This is a genomic window from Polaribacter sp. 20A6, assembly GCF_011378915.1.
Lineage (GTDB): Bacteria > Bacteroidota > Bacteroidia > Flavobacteriales > Flavobacteriaceae > Polaribacter > Polaribacter sejongensis.
Genome location: NZ_WTPZ01000003.1, coordinates 249,743 through 269,802 on the forward strand (window position 1 = coordinate 249,743; position 20,060 = coordinate 269,802).

Consider the following 20,060-nt stretch of genomic DNA (forward strand, 5'->3'; position numbering starts at 1 on the left):
TATGCGAATAAGCAATTTTAAATTCCTACTTAAAGAGTGGCCTGCCATTTATAAAGAAGCAAAAGAAGCAGAACAGCTTACTTTAGTTTCACCAAAGGCAAGTGCAATGATTGCTAGAAGTACGCTAGAAAAAGCCGTACAATGGTTATATCAAAATGATGTAGAATTAGAATGGCCTTATGATACTAAGTTATCTAGTTTAATTCACGAACAATGTTTTAGAGAGGTTATTAAGCCCTCTATGTTTAGAGAGATAAATCTAATTCGTTTAAATGGTAATGCAGGTGCGCATGGTACCGCAATTAAGCAAGATCAATCTATTGCAAGCATTAAAAATCTATTCAGATTTCTAAGCTTTTTAAGTGTTTATTACGGAGAAGTTGAGGTAACTATTCCTGCCTTTACTATGACGCTAATTCCAGACGGAAATGAGCAAAAGGAGACCTTAAAAACACTGCAACAGCTAGAGCAGCAATTAGATCATAGAAGAGAAAAAGACAAAGAAGAACGTACTAAATTACTCGCACAAGCAGCGCAAATAGAACTGTTACAAAAGCAATTAAAAGCACAACAAAAAGAAAGTACAGAGCGAAGAATAGAAAGGGAAAAGACCAAAGATGTAGAAAAGGTAATACCCATTCTTATTCCAGAATCTGTAACTAGAAAACTCTATATAGATGTATTACTAAAAGATGCAGGTTGGGTAAACCTAACAGAAGGCAGAGAGTTAGAATACGAAGTAAAAGGCATGCCAAAGAGCACAAATCCGTCAGGTATTGGTTATGTAGATTATGTACTTTGGGGTAAAGATGGCAAACCTTTAGCGGTGGTAGAAGCCAAAAGAACCATGGCAGATGCTAGAAAAGGAAGGCATCAAGCAGAATTGTATGCAGATTGTCTAGAGAAAATGCACGCACAACGTCCTGTTATTTTCTACACCAATGGTTTCGAAACTTTTCTTTGGGATGATACTTTTTATACCGATAGAGAAATACAAGGTTTTTATACCCAAGACGAATTACAATTACTTATTGATAGAAGAACCACAAGAAAAGACCTTCGAAAATTTAAGGTAAATGCAAATATTGCTGGTAGAGATTATCAGTTAGAAGCCATTAAAAGAATTTCAGAAAATTTAGTAGTAACCGCTAAAGATGGCAGTTTAAGAGGTGCAAAAAGAGAAAGCCTTTTAGTAATGGCAACAGGTAGCGGAAAAACAAGAACAGCCGCTGCAATTGTAGACATGTTAACCAAGTGCAATTGGGCAAAACGAGTGTTGTTCTTAGCAGATAGAAACGCCTTAGTTACACAGGCTAAAAATGCGTTTAAAGAACATTTACCAGAGTTATCTTGTATCGATTTAACCAAGGAGAAACAAGATAATAGCACGAGATTAGTGTTTTCTACCTATCCAACTATTATCAACAAAATAGACAAAGTAAAAACCGATGATGCTCGGTTTTATGGTGTTGGTCATTTCGATGTCATTATTATTGATGAAGCACACAGGTCTGTGTATCAAAAGTATCGCGCTATTTTCGATTATTTTGATGCGATGATTATTGGTTTAACCGCAACACCTAAAAAAGAAATAGATAGAAATACCTACGGACTTTTTGGTATCGAAGATGATAATCCAACCTTTGCTTATGAATTAGATGCAGCCGTTGCACAAGGATTTTTAGTTCCGCCAAAGGCGATAAGTGTCCCGTTAAAATTTCAACGAGAAGGCATTAAATATGCAGAATTATCAGATGCAGAAAAAGAAGAATACGAAGAGAAGTTTGGAGACCCTACGAATGAGGAAGCTCCAGAAGAAATAGGAAGCGCCGCATTAAACAAATGGCTATTTAATACCGATACGGTAGATAAAGTATTAGCACATTTAATGAATGATGGTATAAAAGTGAGCGGAGGTGACAAATTAGGTAAAACTATTGTTTTTGCAAAGAACCATGATCACGCTGTTTTTATAGAGAAACGCTTTAATAAGAATTATCCAGAGTATGCGGGTAAATTTCTAAGAGTTATAGATAATTACGAAACCAAAGCACAAGATTTACTAGAAAAGTTTGCAGATCCTTTTGAAGAACAAGAACCACAAATTGCAGTTTCTGTAGACATGATGGATACAGGAGTAGATGCACCAAGAGTAGTCAATTTAGTATTCTTTAAAATTGTAAAAAGTTCCTCTAAATTTTGGCAGATGATTGGTAGAGGTACACGATTGTGTCCAGATTTATTTGCACCAGGAGAAGATAAAAAAGAATTCTTAATTTTTGATTACTGTCAGAATTTCGAATATTTTGATGAACATCCAGACGGAGCAACTGCTAATAATATGAAGCCGTTGTTACAGCAGATTTTTGAAGCCAAGTTAAAAGTTTCTCAACTAATCACACATTTACCAGACAAAACACCTGATGAGGTAGAGATTAAAGATAGCTATCTAACAGAACTACATAAAGCAGTCATAAATTTAGATGAAACTAGATTTATTGTTAGAAAAGAGTTACGATATGTAAAAGAATTTAGCAATAAGAGTAAGTGGTTAAACTTATCTAAAAGTGATGTACAGGAAATAAATACGCATTTATCACACTTACAACCTGCAGCAAAAGGTGATGATGAATTAGCAAGAAGATTTGATATGTTAGTGCTTGTTTATCAGATTGTTTTACTTACTGGTTCTAGTAATACGGCTAAATATATGCGTAAAATATTTAGTACAGCAGTTGCATTAGAGAAGAAAGACAATATTCCACAGGTATCTATACATTTACCATTAATAAAAGAGCTGCAAACGGATCATTATTGGGAAACTATTAATGTAAAGAAGTTAGAAGAACTTAGAGTTGCTCTAAGAGATTTGATTAAATATTTAGATGCTATTACACAAGACCCTGTCTATACTAATTTTCAAGATGAACTAGATTACGATGGTATTACAACTAGAGAGCCTGTAACGGCTTATGTGAGCTTACAGTCTTATAAAGACCGTGTAGAAAGCTACATCAGAAAGAATAAAAATCATTTAACAATCCATAAACTTTCTACCAATTTACCGATTACAAAAGGAGAGTTAGACGAGTTAGAAAAAATACTCTTTGCAGAAGGAGTTGCAGGAACCAAAGAAGAGTTCGTTGCAGAATACGGAGAAAGACCTTTAGGTGCTTTTATCCGAAGTATTACAGGAGTAGAGCAAGCAACATTAAATGAGGCTTTTGCAGAGTTCCTACAAGTAGGGAACCTAAAAGCAGATCAAATGACGTTTATAAAAACGATCATTTCCTATCTGTCTAAAAACGGCACCATTGACAAGTCAATGCTCTATGAATCACCTTTTACAGATCTTAACGATCAAGGTTTAAGTGGTGTTTTTGACAATGACTCAGACGTAATAAAGGTTGTGAGAATTATTGACCTAATTAATGGAAATGCTGAGGTTGGGTAGATTGAGGAAATAGAGAATATATATTAAACACGTCTGCTTTACGGATTCCCGTAAGTAATGTTTGATTATGTTTTATACTATTGTTAGGTGTTACTAATGCTTTAACTCTTATGTAAATCTAATCTAGATTGTAATATATCATAAGATAATATAAAAAACCTATTTAAATTGCAGAATTAAGTATTAAAAAAATAAAATATGAAAAAGAAAATCAATTACCACAAAGGCTTCTTAGTTGTTTTTAGTTTAGTGGTTTTAGCTATTGTCTCTTGTTCTTCAGATACAGAGGAAGATTGCATCACTGTTCCTTCTTTAACAATTGGTTCTGCTACGGGTTTGACAGATACCTCTGCTAAACTTGCTGGAACCATTGAATTACCAACGTGTGACCCGAGCTTTATTTCACAAGGTTTTGTTTATTCGGAAGGAGAAATACCTAAAATTACTGATATGTTTGTTGAAGTAGGTGGCGAAAATCTATCAAAAGAAATAGCTTATTTGAAGCAAAACACTACTTATTACTATCGTATTTACTTTACTAATAAAACTGATACTTATTACAGCGAGCAAAGATCATTTACTACAGAAATAGGGGACTCTTCCTCTAACCTTGGTAATATAACAGAAATTACCGCATTTTCCGCTAAATTAAGTAGTCGCATAGAAAGTGATGGAGGTTCTTCAATTACTAAAAGAGGTGTTTGTTGGAGTACAAATTCAAACCCAACTACTTCTGATAGTAAAACCGAGGATGGAACAGGTATTGGCTCTTTTACAAGTAATTTAACAGGATTAACACACAGCACTCTTTATTATGTAAGAGTATATTCGATAAATGAAACTGGAGTTACTTATGGTGAAGAACAAACTTTTACGACTAGAGATGGTGTTGCTGAGTTTACAACTAATACTGTTAAGGATATAACAGTAACAACTGCAAATATAAGTATTGAAATCAAGGATGATGGAGGTTCCTCAATTACTAAAAGAGGTGTTTGTTGGAGCACAAATATGAATCCAACGACAACTGATAGTAAGACTGAAAACGGCTCGGGTTTAGGTACTTTTACTAGCAATATAACAGGACTAACAGCGGGTAACGTATATTACTTAAGAGCTTATGCTGTAAATGAAGTCGGAGTATCTTACGGAGAAGAAAAAATATTCACGACAAAGGATGGAGAAATTGTTTTTACAACTAACCCTATTAAAGATATAGAGTTTACTTCAGCTAATGTAAGTATAGATATTACAAATAATGGAGGCTCTGAAATAACCTCTCGTGGAGTATGTTGGAGCACAAATATGAATCCAACGACAACTGATAGTAAGACTGAAAACGGCTCGGGTTTAGGTACTTTTACTAGCAATATAACAGGACTAACAGCGGGTAACGTATATTACTTAAGAGCTTATGCTGTAAATGAAGTCGGAGTATCTTACGGAGAAGAAAAAATATTCACTTCACAGATGCCTCTATTTTATTTAGCGGAAAATGGAGTGACTATTAAGGCAACTAACGAAGCTGTGGTTGGTGATACATATGAATTAAACGGGGCGACCTATGTGTTAGTAAATAATGCGAGTTTAAGAGTTATGATTTCCGAAGGTAAAGATGTGAGTAAAGCTGTTACGACTGGTATTACAGAAATGGGAAGTTTATTTAATTCTAATGCTAATTTTAATCAGGATATAAGTTCTTGGGATGTTAGTAGTGTTGTTCAATTTGATTTTATGTTTCAGGGTGCCACTTCTTTTAATCAAGATATAGGTTCTTGGGATGTGAGTAATGCGCGCAATATGATGGCAATGTTTCCTATGTCTTCTTTTAATCAAGATATTAGTTCTTGGGATGTAAGTAATGTAACAACTTTTTGGGCGATGTTTCATAAAACACCATTTAATCAAGATATAAGTTCTTGGGATGTAAGTAATGTAACTGATATGACAGGTATGTTTTCTCATACACCATTTAATCAAGATATAAGTTCTTGGGATGTAAGTAATGTAAGAGTGATGTCCTCATTGTTTGAAAATAATGAGTTTTTTGATCAAGATATAAGTTCTTGGGATGTTAGTAGTGTAACTAGTATGGGGTTGATGTTTAATGGTGCTATTAGGTTTAATAGAGATCTTAGTTCTTGGAATGTGAATAATGTAGCTGATTATAAAGGGTTTAGTGATAATACTCCTTATTGGTCGTTGCCAAAACCTAATTTTAAGTAAGTTGGTAATTCATAACCTCAAAAGTGGATGAGGTTCATTTTTAGCCATAGTAATATTTAGTTTTAATTTTCAAGTAAAGGGTAACTTAATTGTTGCCCTTTTTTTTATGAGATGCTATTATATTTTTAGTGAATATATATAAAGGTATGTTTCATGTATAAAAGTATAAATACGTCTCTGTAAGATACTATAGAACAAGACTTTAATGAGTTGGGTAATAAGGTGTCCCTTTGGCACTCCACTTAATTTCGTACAGCATAATTAAAAATTCTCCTACGTCTAATTTGTACTTACCATTCGCTTCACTACAATTTCCGTTCCAGTAGGTACTCATTGCAGCTCTCTCATTTGCTCTACTACATACGTTCCTTTTGTCGGATACCCATAGCTTCCTTTTATCTTAAAATCTTTTAAAGGGTATGCTGCGCAAGCATTTTATTAAGAGAAAAACGCTATTCCGAGTTATGCGAGCCCGCTCTGTCTCTCAGACTATTTGATGGCACAGTTTTTATAGATAATTTAATGAAGTTTTGTTTAACTAATCCATTTGGAGAAATCACGTGCTCAGAAAAATCGCACAAGATTCTTCCAACGCGCACAAGAGGAAGACAAACATTCCATTTCACTTAGATTCGTATTTTTAATTTACTTTATAGAAGCTATTTTATTAGTGATTATTAATGAACACCGTTTCAGCGCGCATTGTTTACAGTTACGATGGTTTACTTAATAGCTATTGTTAAAGGCTATTTTATTTTGTTAATATCTATGAAGTTGTCGGAAAGGAACTTGTAAATCAATGCTTGCTTCCACTAATAGAATCGAATCGTTACATTTTACTTATTGTATTCCCCTTGCCTTCCAGCCGCCACTTAGATAGGTTGTATATAATTTAGTTATTAATAATAGTCAAAAACAGCGCCATCAGCGTTTCACGTAGCCTTGGCACGCACTTATTCATACTTCAACGTGCTCTTGCCACGACATCTTCGTTCCGCTCGCGGCGGCTTCGCAGGAGAGTAAGCTAGAATAGATATAACAATATAATTTTGATAGGTATATAACAATTGCAATAAAGAAGTGTAGTTATATTTTAAAATAATGTAGATATCCTTAATGAGTTCTAATGCGATGCTATTAGGTATTCTTAAATTAAATTTCAGACCAAATGAGAACGAATGCAAATTTAATCTCCTCCCTACACCAGCCACAATTTTAATGTAAAGGTCAAGCCTTCGGTGATGCTATAAATCTCCAGCGGACTTAAATTCGTCATATAAATATAATTTTAGAGCGCTAGTATTTATAGCATAAACCTTGACATTAAAGCCTCGCAGCTATCGTCGTCATTCTTTACTAATTCGGCTTGAGAAAACATCAAGTCATAAAATTTATACAGAATGATTGACGTTAATTACAGTATTGCAACCCATAAACTTGGGAGAACTTATGATTTACCGCATTTCTATATTCTAAACAAAGGATTGAATAGTGGAAGGCCAATGTCGGAACCTTGTCCTAATTGTTTCGTAGTAACTATGCAAACAGTGGAACAGAGAGAGACTTTGTATTATCTATGTTTTTCGCTGCAAATAGGTAGCTATTTTAGCTACTATTTAGTTGGGAGTGTTATTCCTTTTATTAGAATAGATGATAGTAGAAAAGTGCTTGATTTGGCCTTGAGAAACTATAAACAAGAACAATGGGCGCTGCGAGTAGAGAAACTTAAGAAGATTACTGTCTATGAAGAGAATTTAAAGAAACAACTTAAAACAATTGGTCAGTTAAAGTTAGCTTTCTTAAGAGCTTAATAGGTGGAAATATAAACTACTTGTGTTAATTCGCAAGTAGTTTCTTTATGCTTGTTTCTGATAGGTTTTTGTCATATAAAGCCCCACCCTAAATTATGTAGTAAATTAATAAGTGATATATGAAGGCAGTAGGGTACTTGTTGAGACTTGTTTTTAAGCCTATTTGTCCATCTTTACGTGTTCATGTATGTAGTATAGTAGTTACTTCTCAGGTGTCTTTAAAAAAGGTTATTTTAAGTATAAAACTTCACTTTTTCAACAGTTCAGTCACAGTAACCCTCACTATATAGATCACCCCCGATCGAAATTGGGGGAAAAACAAAAATTAGAGAATCACGGGTGTAGTGTTGTTTTAAGTGATTTTAAATTTTGGGGTAGAGAGGGTGAATATACTTTGTGGAATGTTTAGTTCTTAATAAGATTGTTTTAATATTTAGTTATTTGCATGGTGAGTGATTGTATTGCTTAGCTGTGCAATATGAGTTTTTTGATCATAAAGAGTGAATAAGTGGGGGTGTATAACTTTTATTTTTTCTGCAAATTTTCTGCAAATAAAAAAACCAGCCTTTACAAATGTGATGTAAAGTGCTGGTTTTCAAGTGACCATGGCTGGATTCAAACCAGCAACCTCTTGAGCCGTAATCAAGTGCGCTATTCAGTTGCGCCACATGGCCGTTAAGCGGGTGCAAATATAGTATCCTTTTTTTAAATTAGAAAGATAATTCTAGTTTTTTTATGAATTTATTTCAGTTTTAAATAAATCGACAATAGATTGCGCTTTTTCTAGGTCGTTATTTAGTACAAATAATTCTACGGAGTTTGTAGGTACTCCAAAACCAGCCAATCTTCCAGACTCCACACGATCAATGATTTTAGATTCGATATTTGCTTCGTCTAATAAGTGTTTTAATCTGTTTACTAATATAGAATTATCAGTAAATACTTTTGTATAATCTTCTGACATAATATTGTTTTTTTTTAGGTTAATGAATTTTTAGTTATAAAAGCTCTCCATCCAATAATAGCTAATTGAAGTTTAGATGCTTTAGAAATATCCAATCCTTTTTTTGTAAAGGAAGGTAAAATTAATTTATTAATCTTTGCAAGTGTTTTAAAAACTTGTTTTTTCATGAGTTGTAAATTAGCTTTCAAATTTACTAAAATAAACAACTCAGTGTTTAAAGATTGAGTTGTTTAAAGATAAGCTACTTTTTTCTCTCTTCATAATCTAGTTCTGTTATTTTTTTGTTATAATAAAATCAGAAATATAATATCAGACAGGTCTTTAATAAATTTAGTTATAATAAGAATCATAATAGTTTGGGTTTTAAGGTTAGTAATTTAGGTCAATTTCGAAATTGTTTTATCAATATATAACCACTGTAGGCTTGTTTCCAAGAGAACTATTACTTATTAATCAAATTGATTTTTTATTTACAACTAAAATCGTGTTATATGTAATAATGTGTAATTAGTATTGTTTATTTTTTGTTGTTTATTGTAATTGTAATATGTTTTTATTATTAAAAAGTGTTAGGTTTTAAAGGGAGAGATTTGTGCTTTTTTTAAAAGTAAAGGGAAAACTATTTTTAAAATGAATACTTTTTGGCTTTTCATTTTTTATTTTCTTCTTAAAGTGATAAAAATGTATCTTCGCAAAAAATAAAATTGATGAGTATTTTTTATGTTATTATTGGATTAATCTTATTAGTTGTTGGTGGTGAGTTCTTGGTAAGATCGTCTATCGGTTTATCTTTTAAGTTAAGTATATCTAAAATGGTAATTGGTATGACGGTGGTTTCTTTTGCTACTTCTGCACCAGAATTATTAGTTAGTTTACAAGCTGCCTTAGATGGATCGCCAGCTATTGCCTTAAACAATGTTATAGGTTCTAATATTGCTAATATTGGGTTGGTTTTAGGTATTACAGCTTTAATTGGTCCTATTGCGGTTAGTAAAGACTTTTATAAGCTTAATTGGCCTGTAATGATGCTTTTCTCTTTAGTTTTGTATTACTTTTTATGGAACGACAGTGTTTTAACACAGTTAGAAGGTGTTATTCTTTTAGTTGGGTTGGCTGTTTTTCTATTTGTATTGATAAGAAGTGCAAGAAAAGAAGATGTGGATGTAGAAGAGGTAGATGATGCTTTGGCTTCTATAGGTTATGGTAAAATATTTGGATGGTTAATAATAGGTGGTGTTGCGCTTTATTTTGGATCGGAATTTTTAGTGAACGGTGCAAAAGATATTGCTCAGAATATGGGGATTAGTGAAGGTGTTATTTCTATTACAATGATTGCTATTGGAACTAGTGTGCCTGAGTTAGCTGCTTCTGTTATTGCCGCTATGAAGGGTGAGAAAGCAATTTCTTTAGGGAATCTAATTGGTTCTAATATTTTTAATATAGCTTCTGTGCTAGGTTTAACAGCTATTATTAAAGAAATACCTGTTACGGAAGCCCAGATTTTATCTAGAGATATTTTTTGGATGTTAGGGTTTGCTGCTGTTTTATTATTGTTAGTATTTTTACCTAAGAAATTTGTTTTAAACAGGTTTAAAGGAGCCTTTTTATTTTTAGGGTATATATTGTTTATTTATTTAGTTCTTTAAATAGAAGGCATGTAAAATTAGATATAAAAAAAACGCTAACATTAATTTGTTGGCGTTTTTTTTCTGTCGATATGTCCTAGGTTTCTTTCTGGAGCGATAACGTCTCTAATACGTCGTTTTAATTCTGTAATTTCTGGAAATCCATTTTCCTCTTTTCTAGACCAAACCAATTGGTTGTTTGCTGTAATGTTAAAAATACCTCCGGTACCCGGTTTTAAGGTCAGCTCTGTAATTTCTTCGGTAAAAGTGGTTAATAGTTCTTGACTCATCCAAGAGGCGCGTAATAGCCAACCGCATTGTGTGCAGTATTCTATTTTTATAGTGTTTTCCATATATTAAATGTAATTGTTTAAAATGGTCTTTTAAAAGTACTGAACTTTTTGTTATTAAGGTTGCTTTTTTTGCGTTAGGGATAGAAGTGGTATCCTTTTTTAATTTTGGCGAAAGCTGAAAATTTAAAAGATATAACGGATAGCCCGACCTTTGGTAACGCCCAAAATAATTATATAAAAAAAGCACCTACATTGCTGTAAGTGCTTTTTAAGATTTTATACTATTCGTAATTATTTAACTGGTTTAACAGTTTTAATAATTCTAGCAGCTACTTTATATGGATCTGCGTTTGAAGATGGACGACGGTCTTCTAACCATCCTTTGTATCCTTTTTCTACAACGATAATTGGAATACGAATTGATGCACCTCTATCTGAAACTCCCCAAGAGAAGTCAGTAATTGCAGCAGTTTCATGCTTACCGGTTAAACGTTGGTCGTTAAACTCACCATAAATTTCAATGTGTTCTTTTACTACTGGGCGGAAAGCTTCACAAATTTCGATGTATTTTTCTTTAGAACCACATTCTCTTAAGATAGAGTTAGAGAAGTTAGCGTGCATTCCAGAACCATTCCAATCAGTATCTCCTAATGGTTTTGGGTGGTACTCAATGTACATCCCTTTTCCTTCAGTTAAACGATCTAATAAATATCTAGATATCCAGATTTCATCTCCAGCTTTTTTTGCTCCTTTTGCAAATAATTGGTATTCCCATTGTCCAGAAGCAACCTCTTGGTTAATTCCTTCGAAGTTTAAACCAGCATCAATACATAAATCAGCATGCTCTTCAACGATATCACGACCATGTGTATATAAACCTCCTACAGAACAGTAGTACTGTCCTTGTGGAGCAGGGTAACCACCTCTTGGAAATCCTAAAGGCAATCCTGTACTTGTATTCATAATAAAGTATTCTTGTTCAAAACCGAACCAGAAATCGTTATCATCATCTTCAATAGTAGCACGTGCATTAGATTCGTGTGGAGTTCCGTCTGCATTCATTACTTCATTCATTACCAAATAACCGTTAATACGATTTGGATCTGGATAAATAGCAACAGGTTTTAAAATACAGTCAGATGCTCCTCCAGAAGCTTGTTTTGTAGAAGAACCGTCAAAAGACCAAAGTCCCAATTCTTCAACTGTTCCTTTAAAATCTTCATGCTCCTCAACTTTGGTTTTACTTCTCATGTTCTGAGTTGGATAATAACCATCTAACCAAATGTATTCTAATTTAATTTTTGCCATAATATATATGTGTTTATGTGATGTTCGTCCTACAAAAATCAAATATTTTCATTAGATATCAAAAAAATTAGGGGTAAAATATTTAAAATAGCTAAAAAATAATTTTATCCCTAAATTTGAAAGGGTATATTTGTATAAAGTTAAAAATAAGTAGAAAATATTACTAATATGTCAAGGATTAGATTTAATGCATTGCAAGAAACACTACGTAGAAGTCCTATAAAAGTAGTTCAGAATGAAAAAAGATCAGCACTTTTTGGTCGGAATGTGTTTAATAAATACGCTATGCAACAGTATCTTACACGCACTGCATACGAAAGTGTGATGAATGCAATTGATCATGGAACTAAAATTGATAGAAAAATTGCAGATCAGGTTGCGGTAAGTATGAAAGATTGGGCAATGTCTAAAGGGGCTACTCATTATACACATTGGTTTCAGCCACTTACAGGTGCTACTGCAGAAAAACATGATGCTTTTTTTGAGTCTATAAATGGCAGTCTTGCAATGGAAAAATTTGATGGAGAACAATTGGTTCAACAAGAGCCAGATGCATCTAGTTTTCCTAATGGAGGAATTAGAAATATGTTTGAAGCTCGTGGTTATACGGCTTGGGACCCAACTTCTCCTGCTTTTATTTATGAAACAACACTTTGTATTCCAACAATTTTTGTTGCTTATACTGGGGAAGCTTTAGATAATAAAACGCCTTTGTTAAGGGCATTACAAGCTATAGATACACATGCTACTGCTGTTTGTAAATATTTTGATAAGAATGCAAATAAAGTAAGTGCAACACTTGGTTGGGAACAAGAATTCTTTTTAATTGACGAAGCTTTAGTGCTCGCAAGACATGATATACAATTTACAGGTAGAACTTTATTAGGGCATTCGCCGGCTAAAGGACAACAACTTGATGATCATTATTTTGGAACCATTCCTGCAAGGGCTATGAGTTTTATGCAAGATTTAGAGCAAGAGTGTATGTTGTTGGGTATTCCTGTAAAAACCAGACATAATGAGGTTGCTCCCAATCAGTTTGAGATTGCACCAATTTATGAAGAAGCTAATTTAGCGGTAGATCATAATTCATTAATAATGGATGTGATGCAAAAAATATCAAGAAGACATCATTTTAAAGTCTTGCTGCATGAAAAACCATTTGCAGGTATTAACGGGTCTGGGAAGCACAACAATTGGTCTTTGTCTACCGGTAACGGAACTAATTTGCTAAGTCCGGGTAAAACCCCAATGAAGAACTTGCAATTTCTTACCTTTTTTATCAATACTATTAAAGCGGTGTATCAATACGAAGAGTTGTTAAGAGCTTCTATTGCGTCTGCAAGTAATGAATATCGATTAGGCGCTAATGAAGCACCACCTGCAATTATTTCTGTGTTTATAGGTAGTCAACTATCAGCAGTTTTAGATGAGTTAGAAAATGTAACTAAAGGAAAGCTTTCACCGCAAGAAAAAACTGATTTAAAGTTAAATATTATAGGTAAAATTCCTGAAATTTTATTGGATAATACAGATAGGAATAGAACTTCTCCGTTTGCATTCACAGGAAATAAATTTGAGTTTAGAGCTGTTGGTTCTTTAGCAAATTGTGCAATACCAATGACTGTTTTAAATACTATTGTTGCAAAGCAATTAAAAGAATTTAAGATTGAAGTAGATGCTCTAATAGAGGAAAAGGATCTTAAAAAAGATGAAGCTGTTTTTAATATACTAAGAGAATATATAAAAGACTCTAAGGCAATTCGTTTTGATGGAGATAGTTATGGAGAAGCTTGGGAAAAGGAAGCTAAAAAAAGAGGCTTAACTAATTATAAAACAACTCCAGAAGCTTTAAACGCAAAAGTTTCTGAGAAAACAATTTCTTTGTTTGAAGAAATGGAAGTAATGAGTAAAGTAGAATTAGAAGCTCGTTATGAAATTGATTTAGAATCGTACGCTAAAAAGGTGCAAATAGAAGGACGTGTTTTGGCTGATATTGCAAGAAATCAAGTAGTGCCTACTGCAATAATTTATCAGAATACTTTATTGGAGAATACTAAGAACTTAAAAGAAATTTTTGGTGATGAATATAAAAATATAGCCAAAGAGCAAATTGAGCTAGTTATGTTAATTTCTAAACATATTACTAAAATTAATGCTTTGGTAGTAAAAATGGAAGCAGAAAAAGTGAAAGCTAATAAACATTTTGGTTTTAAATTAGCAGAACAATACAGTAACAAAATAAAACCTTTTTTTGTAGATATAAGATATCATTGTGACCAATTAGAAACCTTGGTAGATGATAATTTATGGCCATTAGCTAAGTATAGGGAGTTGTTATTTATTAATTAAATGATAGGTAAATTGGTAATATCTTAAAAAGTAAGGGCTAAAAATGATAATTATTCATTTTTAACCTTTTTTTTTATAGGTGTTTTCCCCTGTTTTTGTTTATTTTATTTATGTTTAATACGTGTAAGTGTTTGATTTTAAGTTATTTGTGTTTTTATTTTATTTGTGTTTTTTATTTTTTTTGGAATTAGACAAATAAATTTCTATATTTGACTTGTTTAAACACAGAATCGATCAAGCTATATAGTTTACAACAACTCTTTACTTTAAGAGTTGACTGAAAATGAAAAGTTATCCTTAATAACTTAACATTTTATCCCTAATAATTTTAATTACCCCTAAAAATTTATTGTAGTATATCATATTCAATTTATATCGGATAGATTTTGATATGCTTAATTTTTAACTAACGTATTTAAATTATTTATCATGAAAAAATTAGTAATTATGGCTATGTGTTTAGCTACAGGTGCGCTTTTCGCACAAACTCCACAAGCAAGTTGTGATGATTGTTCTTTTACTCAAATGACTTCTGGAATTAGAGGAGCAGTTGACAATACGAGTGATATCACTCAAAAAGGTATCTTAAATGATGCGAATGCTTATCAAATAGGAACAGGAAACTACTCTATAGTTAGCCAAGACGGTGATAACACTTTAGGAGCTGGTAATGGAGGGAGTAGTAATGAAGCTTTAATTTATCAAAGTGGTTGGAGAAACCATTCAGATATTAAGCAAGATGGAGATAATAACTCTGGTGTAGTAGAGCAAAGAGGAACTCTTAATTATGCTAAGCAAGATGTAGGGGTTGGACAAGCGGAAAATAATGATGCTAGTGCTAATCAAAACGGACTTTTAAATACTTCGTTCCAAAAGCAACGTTTTGATAACAACTCGGCAACAGTAATGCAGGTTGGTGTAAGTAATTACGCAGAACAAGATCAAAATAGTGGTGCTAATGGTGTTGCGGGTAGTGTTGCTCAGATAAACCAAAGTGGTACAGATAATGAAGCGAAACAAGCGCAAATGGGAAGTAATAATAATGCGTCTTCTACTCAAAATGGATTTGACAATACATCTTCTGAAGACCAAACATCTGTTGCTGGAGGTGCTTTTTCTAATACTTCTACAGTGAATCAAGATTTTCTTTTATGGACTACTGGTACAGGTAATTTAGCTTGTGTAACTCAAAATTCAGTTGGAGGAAATAATACTAGTTCAATTACACAGACTAATTTAGCGGGTGTTTATGGTTGGACACCAGGAAACACTGCAGTTGTTACTCAAACAGCTAATTTATCTAGTAATATGAGTACTATTATGCAAAGTGGAGGTGCTAATCAAGCTTGTGTTGAGCAAATTGGTAACTAAAAAATAAATTATTAACTTAATTTATAAGTAAGGAGGGGTTCTTCCTCCTTACTTATTTTTCAAACACTTTCTATCATGAAAAAAAATAAAAACATATGGTGTTTTCTTGTCTTTTTATTGTGTAGTTTATACGTTACTGAGGTTTCTGCACAACAAGAAAAACTACCTACGTATTTTTCTAATAATTTCTCTCAGTTAAGTCCATATAACACTTCCTTACTAGTAGATAGTAATAGTTTGTTGACAAATGAGAATAGTCAAAATAGCTTATTTCAACAGCAATCAGGAAACATAAATAGTGTAGTACTTAACCAGGTAGGTTTTGAGAATAATGCGGACATAAAGAGTTCAAATCAGACTTCTCAAAATGTAAATCAAATAGGAAATGAAAATTATTATAGTTTTATTAATTACTATAATAGTAACCCTATCAACTTTGGTGTTCATCAACAAGGAAACTCTAATTCGTTACAAATTTACGGTACAAATTCAATGATGAACGGAGCTGCTATAATTCAAAACAGCAATAATCAGGCACTTATTATTAAAAACTACTAAATGCATTTTTCTAAAATTGTTTTTTTTATTTTATGTTTAAGTTGTAGCATTGGTTTTAGTCAATCTGAAAATGATGTTTACGGCAAGATTAATGTTGATAAAAAAGATAATTTTATTACTTTAAAAGCAGAGGTAAATAATGATGGTTTGTTGCATATAGATAAGTTGTTTTATAATTTAATTGCCTTAAAAAAAGGAAAGGGAGGTAATTACTCTAACAATAGACAGTCAGGTGAGTTTTCGATACAACCGAATAAAAACATGGAGGTTTCCACCATAAAAGTTAACTTAAATGGAGACGAAGAATTAAAAGTTTATTTATTCATTAAAAAAAATGAAAAATTAATATCTAAAGATTCACTTTGGATATTACCTAAAAATATACAGCAGGAAGTTGCTGAGAAAACAGACGAGAAAGATTTTTTTCTTAAAGGCATAGTCGTAGATGAGGCTATAACTAAATTAGGTAAAGATTACCATGATCTTTTTTATCAATCGTATTTATTATCTGGTATAAAGTATCCTTTTATTATAAAAATAAAAGAAAAACCAGGTATGGGTAGAACGAGTATTATTCTCGTAGAGGTAGAAGAAATTAAAATACATGAGTTTTTTTCTAGACCAGATGAAGAGTTTTTAAAATCGAATGTAGGAGTTGCATTAGAGCGATTGTACTTTTATGCAAAACAAAGAGAAGAATTAAGAAAGAAAAGTAAAATGTAAATAAAATTGTTATGAAAGAAAAAGTACTATTATTCGTGTTATTTGTTTGTTTTTCTAGTTTTTCATTTTCACAGCAATTGGTTTATAAGTCGATAAACCCGTTTTTTGGAGGGGGAGATTCATTTGCATACCAGCAGTTGTTAGCTTCAGCGAATGCTCAAAATGATTTTCAAGAGGAAAATACAAATCCATTTACGCAATCTTCAGAGATAGATAATTTTACAGATAACTTAAATAGGCAATTACTAAATTCACTCTCACAGGGCTTATTTCAGGAACAAATTGGCAGTCAAGGATTGTCAGAAGGAACTTATGTTTATGGTTCTTTGGTTGTAGAGATTAGTCCGGGTGTTGGCGGTTTAAGCGTAAGTATTTTAAACACATCAACAGGAGAACAAACTCAAATAACTATTCCAAACAATTAATTGAAATCTATGAAAAGGAAGTACTTTATTTTATGCTATTTCCTAATAGCAATGTTTTTTTCGAGTTGTGGAACTTATTTTAACCAACCTTTAGATCAATCAAGAGCTAGAATTGGAGAAAATTCATCTCCTGAAATGTCTATAAAAAGTTTTTCTCCAAAAGAAAAAACGGTAGTGGGGGTTTATAAGTTTAGGGATCATACTGGTCAATATAAACCAGTAGAAAATGGTTCTACTTTTAGTACAGCTGTTACACAAGGAGGTACTTCTATACTATTAAAATCATTAGAAGAATCTAATTGGTTTAAGCCAATTGAAAGAGAGAATATAGGAAATTTATTAAATGAAAGACAGATAATTAGAAATACTCGTCAAGAATATGCAGGAGATAATAAACCTATTAAAATGCCACCATTATTATTTGCAAATTACATTGTAGAAGGTGGTGTTGTGTCTTACGATTCTAATATTATTACGGGGGGTACTGGTTTGCGTTACTTTGGAGTTGGTGCTTCTGGAGAATATAGACAAGACAGAATAACGGTATATTTAAGAGTTGTTTCTACATCCACGGGTCAAATTCTTAAAAATGTGTATGTGTCTAAAACTATTTTGTCACAAGGTCTTTCTGCTAATTTGTTTAAGTATGTATCTTTAAGAAGGTTATTAGAGGCAGAAACAGGTATTACAAAAAATGAGCCAGCTCAATTAGCTGTTAAAGAAGCTATTGATAAAGCTGTAGAATTATTAATTACAGAAGGTATTATAGATGGTATATGGGAGCCTAGTGGTGGACAGGAAGTTGTAGATTTTGTGAAAAAGAACTATAAGAAAGAACAAGAAGAGGCGGAGTTAACAGAATTATTTAATAGAAAGCAAGAATTTAGAAGGGGTAAGATTAGTGTTGGGGCTGTGAGTGGAGTATCTAAAATTGTTGGTGATTATTCTGATGCAGAGTTTGGTCTTGGGACAGATATGCTACTTAAATTCATGCTAAATAAATCTAGATTTGCATTTTCTTTAGGATTAGGTTCTAGCACGCTTTCTAATAAAAACATATTTGAAAAAAGGATTTATGATTCTAATGTGAATTTTGAATACTATCTATTGCCTAATGACAGGATGACTCCTTATGCTTATGTTGGTGTTGGTTCTATTTCTACTAAAAACTTAAGTGATAACTATTTTAAGTATCAATATGGTATTGGTTTAGAGTATCTTATTACTGATAAATTGGGGTTTATCTTAAGAGGTGAGCAAAATATTATATCAACAGACAATTTAGATGGTTTGGTTAGGGGAGATAAAAATGATAAGATTTGGAATGTTAGAGCAGGAATTAATTTCTATTTTTAAAAAATAAATTAGTATGAAAACCTTACAAAAAATATTAATACTCATAACTATATGCTTGTTTTTTAGTTGCGGAGAAGAAGTTACTATTGATAGTGTAGAATTTGGGGTAATCACAGGAAAGGTTGTGGGAAAAAGTGATTTTGAGCCTATTGAGAATGCTAAAGTAACTTTGTCTCCAACAAATAATACTACATTTACAGATGCGAATGGAGAGTTTTCTTATGAAGAGGTTCCGGTAAATGAATACTCTATAGAGGCTTCTAAAGAAGGTTTTCTAAATAGTTTTGAGCCAGTTTCTGTAGAAATAGGGGCAACAATAAATGTTGTTTTTGAAATGCAGGTGGAAACAGCATTTAATGTTCCGCCAACAACGCCTGTATTGTTAATGCCAATGGATGGTGCTTTAGACATTGATAGTTCAGTAGAGTTGGTTTGGTCTTCTTCTAGTGTAGATGATGATGAGTTAACGTATAGATTAGAGATTAAAAATGATTTTGATAATAATATAATTCAAGTTCAAAATCTTAGTGATACAACTTATGTGGTTCCTAATTTAAAATTTGGTGGTAAGTATTTTTGGCAAGTAGCAGTAACAGATAATATAAATTCTGAAGTGCTAAGTACTTCAAATTCATTTACAGTAAAGGGTGATCCAGAGAATAGGTATACTTACGTTAGGGTTGAAGGAGGTAATAATGTAATTTATTCATCTAGTTTAGATGAGGGGCTTGATGAAATTAATACTGTTAAATTAACAGAATCTAGCACAAATTCTTGGAGACCTAGAAAAAATAACACTGTAAATTTAATTGCTTTTTTAAGATTGTATAATAATGAGGCCCATATTTTTACCATGAAACCAAATGGGGCGGATGTAAAAAGAGTAACTTCTGATATCCCTGTTAATACTTTTGATTTGAATGAAGTGGACTTCTCTTGGTCTACAACGGGTGATCAACTTATTTATCCAAGTTTTGATAAGTTATATATGATTAATAAAGATGGTAGTGGTCTTCAAATGATATATAAAACAGCAAATGGACACTTAATTACCGAATGTGATTGGAGTAATGACGGTACTAAAATAGTGTTGAGAACAAATAATTCTGATGGTTATGATGGTGCTATTTATACTATTGATATGAGTGGAAATGTATTAAATACAGTTGTTTCTGCAAATGTTGGTGCTTTAGGCGGTTTAAATTTGTCTGTAGATGGTAACTTATTAATTTACACTAAAGATGTAAGTGATTTTCAATCATCAAATTATAGAAGATTGAATAATAAAGTTTTTAAATATAATTTTTCAACAATGACAGAAACAGAAATGATTCTTTCAAAAGCATCAGGAACGAATGATTTAGATCCAAGATTCTCACCTAATGAGGCCGAAATAATTTATGTAAATACATCTAACGATGGTATTTCAGAAAAGAAAATATTTACCTCCCCAATTGATGGAGATAATAGTAGAGAGGAAATTTTTACAGGAGCAATTATGCCAGATTGGGAGTAATTAAAACTGAAATATTAATAAGAAAGAACCAAATGATCAAAAATCATTTGGTTTTTTTATGATGCCACATAAAAGAAA

At 32.3% G+C, this 20,060-nt stretch carries 16 protein-coding genes and 1 tRNA gene; 11 read left to right on the forward strand and 6 right to left on the reverse strand.

Going from position 1 to position 20,060, the window contains the following annotated elements:
- Nucleotide 1: 1 nt before the first annotated feature.
- Together GQS57_RS08445 and GQS57_RS08450 are read left to right on the forward strand one after the other, a co-directional pair.
- A complete protein-coding gene (locus GQS57_RS08445) occupies nt 2-3,454 on the forward strand; it encodes a DEAD/DEAH box helicase family protein (RefSeq protein ID WP_165732395.1) in 3,453 nt (1,150 codons plus the stop codon).
- Nucleotides 3,455-3,652: 198 nt separating this feature from the next.
- On the forward strand, nt 3,653-5,680 hold the full coding sequence (locus GQS57_RS08450; RefSeq protein ID WP_205860240.1) for a BspA family leucine-rich repeat surface protein: 2,028 nt from the start codon (nt 3,653-3,655) through the stop codon (nt 5,678-5,680).
- A 202-nt stretch (nt 5,681-5,882) separates the two neighbouring features.
- Here GQS57_RS08450 and GQS57_RS19130 read toward each other — a convergent pair whose 3' ends face one another.
- Complete coding sequence (locus GQS57_RS19130; RefSeq protein WP_262887621.1) at nt 5,883-6,014, reverse strand: hypothetical protein; 132 nt, start codon at nt 6,012-6,014, stop codon at nt 5,883-5,885.
- A 1,066-nt stretch (nt 6,015-7,080) separates the two neighbouring features.
- Between GQS57_RS19130 and GQS57_RS08455 the strand changes: the two genes are divergently transcribed.
- Entirely contained in the window at nt 7,081-7,491 is a 411-nt protein-coding gene (locus GQS57_RS08455) for a hypothetical protein (RefSeq protein WP_165732397.1), read from the forward strand.
- A gap of 600 nt (nt 7,492-8,091) precedes the next feature.
- Here the strand turns inward: GQS57_RS08455 and GQS57_RS08460 are convergent.
- The 3 genes from GQS57_RS08460 to GQS57_RS08470 form a co-directional block, all read right to left on the reverse strand.
- Nucleotides 8,092-8,165 (reverse strand) — tRNA-Arg (locus tag GQS57_RS08460).
- Nucleotides 8,166-8,224: 59 nt separating this feature from the next.
- Nucleotides 8,225-8,455 (reverse strand): DUF2007 domain-containing protein, encoded by a 231-nt coding sequence (locus GQS57_RS08465; protein WP_165732399.1) that lies wholly within the window; start codon nt 8,453-8,455, stop codon nt 8,225-8,227.
- Between the two features lie 14 nt (nt 8,456-8,469).
- Nucleotides 8,470-8,622, reverse strand: a complete 153-nt coding sequence (locus GQS57_RS08470) for an SsrA-binding protein (RefSeq protein ID WP_165732401.1) — start codon at nt 8,620-8,622, stop codon at nt 8,470-8,472.
- 540 nt (nt 8,623-9,162) lie between these two features.
- Between GQS57_RS08470 and GQS57_RS08475 the strand changes: the two genes are divergently transcribed.
- Nucleotides 9,163-10,101 carry a calcium/sodium antiporter gene (locus tag GQS57_RS08475; RefSeq protein ID WP_165732402.1) on the forward strand — a complete coding sequence of 313 codons (939 nt, stop codon included), beginning with the start codon at nt 9,163-9,165 and terminating at the stop codon, nt 10,099-10,101.
- A gap of 41 nt (nt 10,102-10,142) precedes the next feature.
- On the opposite strand, the gene GQS57_RS08480 is transcribed toward GQS57_RS08475, so the two are convergent.
- Together GQS57_RS08480 and GQS57_RS08485 are read right to left on the reverse strand one after the other, a co-directional pair.
- Nucleotides 10,143-10,433 (reverse strand): SelT/SelW/SelH family protein, encoded by a 291-nt coding sequence (locus GQS57_RS08480; RefSeq protein WP_165732404.1) that lies wholly within the window; start codon nt 10,431-10,433, stop codon nt 10,143-10,145.
- A gap of 231 nt (nt 10,434-10,664) precedes the next feature.
- Nucleotides 10,665-11,681 (reverse strand): glutamine synthetase beta-grasp domain-containing protein, encoded by a 1,017-nt coding sequence (locus tag GQS57_RS08485; protein WP_165732406.1) that lies wholly within the window; start codon nt 11,679-11,681, stop codon nt 10,665-10,667.
- A gap of 168 nt (nt 11,682-11,849) precedes the next feature.
- On the opposite strand from GQS57_RS08485, the gene GQS57_RS08490 reads away from it, so the two are divergent.
- The 7 genes from GQS57_RS08490 to GQS57_RS08520 all read left to right on the forward strand — a co-directional run bounded on the left by GQS57_RS08490 (nt 11,850) and on the right by GQS57_RS08520 (nt 19,982).
- The gene (locus GQS57_RS08490) at nt 11,850-14,033 is read left to right on the forward strand and encodes a glutamine synthetase III (RefSeq protein ID WP_165732408.1); all 2,184 of its coding nucleotides are present in this window, start codon (nt 11,850-11,852) and stop codon (nt 14,031-14,033) included.
- A gap of 429 nt (nt 14,034-14,462) precedes the next feature.
- The gene (locus tag GQS57_RS08495; RefSeq protein ID WP_165732409.1) at nt 14,463-15,404 is read left to right on the forward strand and encodes a hypothetical protein; all 942 of its coding nucleotides are present in this window, start codon (nt 14,463-14,465) and stop codon (nt 15,402-15,404) included.
- Between the two features lie 75 nt (nt 15,405-15,479).
- Nucleotides 15,480-15,962, forward strand: coding sequence for a hypothetical protein (locus tag GQS57_RS08500; protein ID WP_165732410.1), 483 nt, complete (start codon nt 15,480-15,482; stop codon nt 15,960-15,962).
- Nucleotides 15,963-16,685 carry a CsgE family curli-type amyloid fiber assembly protein gene (locus GQS57_RS08505; protein ID WP_165732411.1) on the forward strand — a complete coding sequence of 241 codons (723 nt, stop codon included), beginning with the start codon at nt 15,963-15,965 and terminating at the stop codon, nt 16,683-16,685.
- Nucleotides 16,686-16,696: 11 nt separating this feature from the next.
- The gene (locus GQS57_RS08510) at nt 16,697-17,110 is read left to right on the forward strand and encodes a curli assembly protein CsgF (RefSeq protein WP_165732412.1); all 414 of its coding nucleotides are present in this window, start codon (nt 16,697-16,699) and stop codon (nt 17,108-17,110) included.
- A gap of 9 nt (nt 17,111-17,119) precedes the next feature.
- Nucleotides 17,120-18,466, forward strand: a complete 1,347-nt coding sequence (locus GQS57_RS08515) for a CsgG/HfaB family protein (protein WP_165732413.1) — start codon at nt 17,120-17,122, stop codon at nt 18,464-18,466.
- Nucleotides 18,467-18,479: 13 nt separating this feature from the next.
- Entirely contained in the window at nt 18,480-19,982 is a 1,503-nt protein-coding gene (locus GQS57_RS08520; protein WP_165732415.1) for a carboxypeptidase regulatory-like domain-containing protein, read from the forward strand.
- Nucleotides 19,983-20,060: the final 78 nt, after the last annotated feature.

Bases quoted from the DNA above. Each gene is read 5' to 3' on its own strand.
- GQS57_RS08520 (WP_165732415.1), top strand. From the start codon at position 18,480: ATGAAAACCTTACAAAAAATATTAATACTCATAACTATATGCTTGTTT.
- GQS57_RS08445 (WP_165732395.1), top strand. From the start codon at position 2: ATGCGAATAAGCAATTTTAAATTCCTACTTAAAGAGTGGCCTGCCATT.
- GQS57_RS08515 (WP_165732413.1), top strand. From the start codon at position 17,120: ATGAAAAGGAAGTACTTTATTTTATGCTATTTCCTAATAGCAATGTTT.
- GQS57_RS08455 (WP_165732397.1), top strand. From the start codon at position 7,081: ATGATTGACGTTAATTACAGTATTGCAACCCATAAACTTGGGAGAACT.
- GQS57_RS08480 (WP_165732404.1), bottom strand. From the start codon at position 10,433: ATGGAAAACACTATAAAAATAGAATACTGCACACAATGCGGTTGGCTA.
- GQS57_RS08495 (WP_165732409.1), top strand. From the start codon at position 14,463: ATGAAAAAATTAGTAATTATGGCTATGTGTTTAGCTACAGGTGCGCTT.
- GQS57_RS08470 (WP_165732401.1), bottom strand. From the start codon at position 8,622: ATGAAAAAACAAGTTTTTAAAACACTTGCAAAGATTAATAAATTAATT.
- GQS57_RS08485 (WP_165732406.1), bottom strand. From the start codon at position 11,681: ATGGCAAAAATTAAATTAGAATACATTTGGTTAGATGGTTATTATCCA.
- GQS57_RS08500 (WP_165732410.1), top strand. From the start codon at position 15,480: ATGAAAAAAAATAAAAACATATGGTGTTTTCTTGTCTTTTTATTGTGT.
- GQS57_RS19130 (WP_262887621.1), bottom strand. From the start codon at position 6,014: ATGAGTACCTACTGGAACGGAAATTGTAGTGAAGCGAATGGTAAGTAC.
- GQS57_RS08465 (WP_165732399.1), bottom strand. From the start codon at position 8,455: ATGTCAGAAGATTATACAAAAGTATTTACTGATAATTCTATATTAGTA.
- GQS57_RS08450 (WP_205860240.1), top strand. From the start codon at position 3,653: ATGAAAAAGAAAATCAATTACCACAAAGGCTTCTTAGTTGTTTTTAGT.
- GQS57_RS08475 (WP_165732402.1), top strand. From the start codon at position 9,163: ATGAGTATTTTTTATGTTATTATTGGATTAATCTTATTAGTTGTTGGT.
- GQS57_RS08490 (WP_165732408.1), top strand. From the start codon at position 11,850: ATGTCAAGGATTAGATTTAATGCATTGCAAGAAACACTACGTAGAAGT.
- GQS57_RS08510 (WP_165732412.1), top strand. From the start codon at position 16,697: ATGAAAGAAAAAGTACTATTATTCGTGTTATTTGTTTGTTTTTCTAGT.
- GQS57_RS08505 (WP_165732411.1), top strand. From the start codon at position 15,963: ATGCATTTTTCTAAAATTGTTTTTTTTATTTTATGTTTAAGTTGTAGC.